This window comes from Clostridium intestinale DSM 6191, assembly GCF_900130055.1.
GTDB classification, from domain to species: domain Bacteria; phylum Bacillota; class Clostridia; order Clostridiales; family Clostridiaceae; genus Clostridium_T; species Clostridium_T intestinale.
Map to the genome: position 1 here is coordinate 1 of NZ_FQXU01000030.1, position 5,868 is coordinate 5,868.

5 protein-coding genes and 1 pseudogene are annotated in these 5,868 nt (G+C 32.8%); all 6 read right to left on the reverse strand.

The genetic code is table 11. From position 1 onward, the window contains the following. Positions 1-2,270: pseudogene (locus BUA92_RS22650) on the reverse strand (hypothetical protein); the annotation flags it as partial. Positions 2,271-2,304: 34 nt separating this feature from the next. Beyond that, a complete protein-coding gene (locus BUA92_RS22655; protein ID WP_073022873.1) occupies positions 2,305-2,691 on the reverse strand; it encodes a hypothetical protein in 387 nt (128 codons plus the stop codon). Beyond that, a complete protein-coding gene (locus BUA92_RS22660) occupies positions 2,678-2,926 on the reverse strand; it encodes a hypothetical protein (RefSeq protein WP_083553637.1) in 249 nt (82 codons plus the stop codon). Before BUA92_RS22660 ends, BUA92_RS22655 begins: the two co-directional genes overlap by 14 nt. Before the next feature lie 15 nt (positions 2,927-2,941). Continuing rightward, positions 2,942-3,292: a DUF6711 family protein gene (locus BUA92_RS22665; RefSeq protein ID WP_021801705.1), complete on the reverse strand. Its 351-nt coding sequence runs from the start codon at positions 3,290-3,292 to the stop codon at positions 2,942-2,944. Positions 3,293-3,308: 16 nt separating this feature from the next. Beyond that, positions 3,309-5,498, reverse strand: a complete 2,190-nt coding sequence (locus BUA92_RS22670; protein WP_073022875.1) for a phage tail protein — start codon at positions 5,496-5,498, stop codon at positions 3,309-3,311. A gap of 154 nt (positions 5,499-5,652) precedes the next feature. After that, positions 5,653-5,868: transposase (locus BUA92_RS22675; protein ID WP_175550932.1), on the reverse strand; the 216-nt coding region annotated here is incomplete at its 5' end.

Genomic DNA, 5,868 nt, shown 5'->3' on the forward strand with positions numbered 1-5,868 from the left:
TGATTTATTGCTGAATAGTTCTCACTTATTTTTGTATCTAAATCCTCTAAAGCTCGTGTCCATGTAGTCTTTTTATTTCCTTTTTCTATCATAAGTGACTTTAATGATATTGTTCCACCAGTTATATAGTCTGTTCTAAAGTTTATATACCACATTGAATTTAGAAGATGATCTGATGTAATTATCATTCTATATGATACATTTACTTCTCCACTTCCGGCATTAAAATCTACTGGTATTGCATAAGAATTAAACGCCCCATTACCCCATCCTGTTATATTTCCTTGCCCTTGTATCCTTATTCCCCTTGATGCATTATTGTAAGTCAAATTGGAGTACTTAAAGGTAAATGATACAGTTACGTTATCCCCAACGTTTAAATCTCTAATTAAAACAGTATGAGGAAACTTTACATCATTTGTAGCTCCTGTAAACCCTATAGCATCTATATAGATATCACTTGTTTTTTGAGCTAAATTCCTTCCTCCAATAACTACATTATTTATGGCTGTAGTTATATCTGTTTGCCATATCTTAGTGCTAATTTGACCTTGTAGAGTACCTATTGCAGTTCCTTGAGAACTAACCGTTTGTCCTGTCTCATATATAGTTGTTTTAAGTGAATTAAAAGCAATATCTAAAGTCTGGTTAATATCATCAAACTTTATTTTAGATGCCTTAAGGGTTGTAGTTGCTCCATTTATTTGACTTACTAAACTTTCTTTTTCTATTTTATTACCGCTTATATTAGCGGTGTCTGAAACCATATCATCACGAATAATTTTAGACTTAATTCCTGAAGCTTTTAGCCCAGTTGCATCAAACATTAAGTTTCCTGTGTTATCCCACACATACATGTTATAGTCGTTAGATGCATCTTTACCTATCTGAACTCTTACTCGTGAACTGTCTTTAATCTGTATTGTATTATCTGAAATAAGCATATTTCCACTATCAGAAACAATCTTAAACTTACTTGTAGATAAATCTCCTGCTAAAAGTTTTCCAACTTTTAAGTTTGCTATCTGAGCATCTCCTATAGCTTCATTTGCTATTATTGAACTTCCTGCAACTATCTGTCCTACATTAGCTAACTCAGTAAACACTTGTTTAGCTAAGACAGTCTTTATATCACCCACATTAGCTTCAATAGTACCTATTTTAGCTGTATCAACTTTTAAATTTCTAATATCTGCATCATTTATAAATGCATAATCTACAAAAGCTTTATTAACTAAAGCTATCTCAGTCAATACTCTATTTACTTTCTTAGCCGTATCACCAGAGCTAGAAAAAGAATTCTTATTTTTATTTTCTCCCTTTGCCCCTATTTCAGCTGTAAGTCCACCAGTATAATTAAACTTTTGAGATAGTACTGGATGCTTTCTAGTTACTCCTTTAACATCTGTAACTGTAATTATATCTCCTACATCTAAAGATAAATCTCCTTGCCATTTCATTGAATAGCCAAGATAATTAAAGCCATTTAACTTATTATAAATATCCTGTAGAATGCTATCTGTAACCCAAGGATTTTCAAATCCTAATTCCATAGAATCAGTGCCTAAAGCTCCTTTAGATAATTCCTCTTCTCCAACCTTACAAGTAACTTTTCCAACTTTATATTTAACTTCTTCTCTCTTGTAATTTATATAGTTGCTAGGATCAATAGATAATGAAACATCTGTAGGTGTTATTATAGTAAACTTTCCATCCCTAGTTATAACAGCATTACCACCGCATATACTAGCTACATATCCCACTATTTCTCTACAAGTAAAGCCTTCCAATTTCTTAACTGTGTAAGATGGAAGGCTTCCTGTAAATTGTACTCCTGTTTTACTAACTAGTTCGTTAACTACTTGCACAAGTGTTGGGTTATCTCCTAAGCTGCTAAAATAAGCACTTTCAAATTTTATCATGTTGTCAAAGGCTGTTATCTTTGTTGTATAATCAGTCTTTTCTATATCATCAATATTAAATAGGCCCATAGGAATATATTCTATTGTAGAACCAATCTTAAGTCCTATTTCAACTTTAATTTGACTTGTAGAATAAATTGTATCTCCAGAGTTTATTAAGGTTAAATCTAATGTTTTAGATACTGTAGTTCCTATCATAAAACCATCTGAAGGTTGAATATTGCCATCTATAGTAACATTCACTATGTCAGAGTTATTATAAATTCTATCTCCTATAGTAATCTTACATTCAAAGGATCTACTTGGCTTCTTAATTTCAGTCTTATATGCTGCGCTTGTACTATACATAAGTCTACCTCCTTTCTAAAAAATAGATTAGAGATTATTCCTCAATCATGTACTCAACTGCAGCTAGTATTGAAGCAGAAATATTACAAGAACAATTAAAAAGATCATCAAGTTTTATTAAATGTATATCTATTTTATTTTCAATAGAACTTAGCTCTTTTGTATCCTTATTCCAATCCTCTAAGAATCCCTCTTGTATATTCATAGTTCCATTTTCATCTATCTTAGGTTTTCCATCAGTATCTTTTATAGCATACTTTTGTATTAACTTTTGCCTTTCAGCATTGTACACCTTAAGCTCTTTTTCTATTTTATTTATATTCTTTGCTATAGCATAGCTGACCTTTACAGGTAGTTCCATTACAGATAGTTGTGATAATGCATCAGCGCTATTTACTATAGTTTCATTACTTAACTTCATTTTCAGTACCTCCTACAAATCCATCTTCAATCTTAAATACTTCTTCCTCAAACTTCTCCATGTCTTCTCTAACAGCCACTTTATTACTTGTATATAGTTCCTGGTTAATTATTGTTTTAACTATATTTGCATTGTTGTTTCCATCTGTAGAAATAGTTGCTGACATAGCAACAACTTGACTTCCATTTATCACGCTTTGACCTGTTACTGTTATACTCTTACTTACATTTAACATTATTCATCATCCTTTCTATTTCTCAATAAAATTCATAGCTAGACCTTTCCACTTAACCTCTTTAGTTGTCTTATCATAAGAATATGCAGCAGCTTTTCTTGGGCCTACATACATAGTTTTAGTTACCTCTCCTAACTCTGGATCTGGATATGTAACTGTAAAGTAAACCTCTTTTACTGCTTTTAATAAATTCATCATTTGCGTATATGTTAGTGGCGGCCACTCTAGTATTAACTTTCTTTTCACAGCAACCCTATCTCTGATCATTTCACCATTGCCATTTCTATTAGTTTCTCCATCTATATCTTCTACATCTGTTTCATATTTTGAAGGAGTAGCAATATCTACTCCATTAACTTTTATCATGTTATTGCTACCCCCTTTATGTTGGAATTAATGTTATTCCACCACTTCTTTGCATCTTTCTTAATTGATTTAAGGCTACCTTCCCAATTGCTGATCCATCTATCATTATAGTTAAATCTCCACCATTTTGGTCTGTTCTACTACCTAATGCATCGCTTATTGCCCTAAATGTTTGTTCATAAATCTTACTCTCAGGAGAAACTATTTCACCTTCCCTTGTGTTATCACCAATTACAGCTAGTCTAGGATCATTTGCTCCAACATATCCACCTTGTGCTAAATAAGGTATGTTAGGTAAACTTACACCGAAGTGTTTTCCTCCTCCTGCCCATGACGGAACCCAATCAGGAACGTCAAAGGATATCTTATTTATTCCTCTTATAGCTCCATTTATAAGTCCTATTACAGCATTTAAAGGAGCTTTAGCTATATCTCCAAGAGCTCCAAATATACCTCTGAAAATATCTCTTACCCCTTGCCAAGCTCTGCTCCAATTTCCAGTAAACACACCTGCGATGAAGTCGATAATTCCTCCAAATATTGTTTTGATATCACCTACGATATTTTTAATATTTGTAGCCACACCTTCAAAGGTACCAAGGAATACACTTCCTAAAAATGCTATCAACGGTTTTAATGCATAATTCCATAAAAACATTATTATGTCTATAACTGTTTGTATTGCTGGTTTCCAAGCATAATAAATATCTATAACAGCTTGTATTTCTTTAATGAAAATATCTGCTAGAAAATCTATAAGTGGTTCAAGTACGTTTTTCCATAAAATTTTTGCAACTTCAATAACAGCACTAAATGCCATTGCAAAAACATCTTTTAAAATTGCTGATAAAGGTTCTACAATTGTATGCCATATATCTAATAAAGCATTGCCTAATGGTACTATTGCATTATTCCAAACATCCATAACAACTTCTTTCAGTTTTTCAAATACAGGAGCAAAAAAATCTCTTATTGCTGCTCCAACTTCGTTTACCTTATTTCTAAAGTTCTCATTACTTGCATATAGTAATCCAAAGGCAACTACTAATGCGACTATAGCTCCAATAACACCAGTTACAACTAATATTGTAGGTGATAGGGCCGCTACTAATTCAATAATTGTAACTATAATCGTAGTTATCCATTTAGATACCTGTAATACTATTGCCATAGCCTTAAAACCAGCAACTAATCCAAGTATCACACTAATTATTCCAGTTATAGCTCCTGGACTATCAGATATCTTATTAATAAAATTAACTATCCAATCTAAAAGTGGATTCAGTCCCTTTGAAATGCTTGGGAATATAGAAATAACCCAATTAATTATTGGTAGAATAAAATTATTGTATATAGACAATGCTAATTTCCCTAAAGCTATTCCTAATCGACCAATATTCTGTAAAAATGCTTGCACTGGTGGAGTTGCTAACATATCAAAGAAGCTTCTTAGCGTTGCTTTACTCTTTTCTACAGCTTCTCTAAATTCCTCCATTGCTCCATTTCCATCTCTTGCCCAAGCTTCTTTAAATGGATTAAATATTGTTCCTAATACTGATTTTATTCTATTTGCTAACTCATCTGTTTTCTTTTGCACATCAGAAGTATCTATATTAGGTGAAACTATTTGTGGTATCTTACTTGAACTATCATCACCAGAATTCTTATCGTTATTAAGAAGATTAATTTCATCAAACCCTGCCAATGCACCTTTTGTTTCTTTTCCAGCTTTTTTAGCAGCATCCCCATAGGCTCCCATAGCTGTTTTTGCTTGTATCAATCCTTTCGCTGCATTCTGCGATTGTCCAAATGTTTTCCCAAAGATTGAACTTATAAAACTTGCTATATATGCGGTTACTGTACTTAAAGCATTCATGAGAGTATTTATTGCAGGTAAGATTGCTTGATATATTGGCATAAATGCAGTGTATAAGTTACTTTTAATTTGAGCCAAGGAATTAGAAAATTGATTGTTGGTAACTAATGATTGTCCTAAAAATGTTGTTAATGCAGTGATAGATCTCATTATGAGTGGCAATATAACCATCCATGTTAAAAACTGTCGTGCTATCATTGCTACTCCATTACTCATTTTACTTATGTTCTTATTAGAATTCCCTAAACCATTAAGTCCTTTATTTATCTCTTTTATCTTTTCACTAAGCCGTCCAGCCCTTGTTGTTGCACCCTGAGATGAACTATTCACAGAGCTATATTTTGAGTTTAATGAGTCAAGTACCACCGGCTCAGCCGGAGGCTTGATTAAGCCCTATAAGGGCATGATACTGGCGGCGCTACTCGCGCTCTGAAAAACCGCCAATCGCAAAACTTTTTCAGCGGCCACCTATAAGGTGGCTATTTTATTTGCTTACTTTTGCTTGCTCTCCCGTAAACGGGTCGATATATTCTTTCATACTTATTTGCTCTGCTAACTGATCTTCTTGTAACTGATTTTGTATATATTTTGTTATCGCATTTTTATTTCTTCCAACTGTATCTATATAATATCCTCTGCACCAAAAGTGTCTATTCCCATATTTATATTTTAGATTTGCAAATCTATCAAATATCATTAG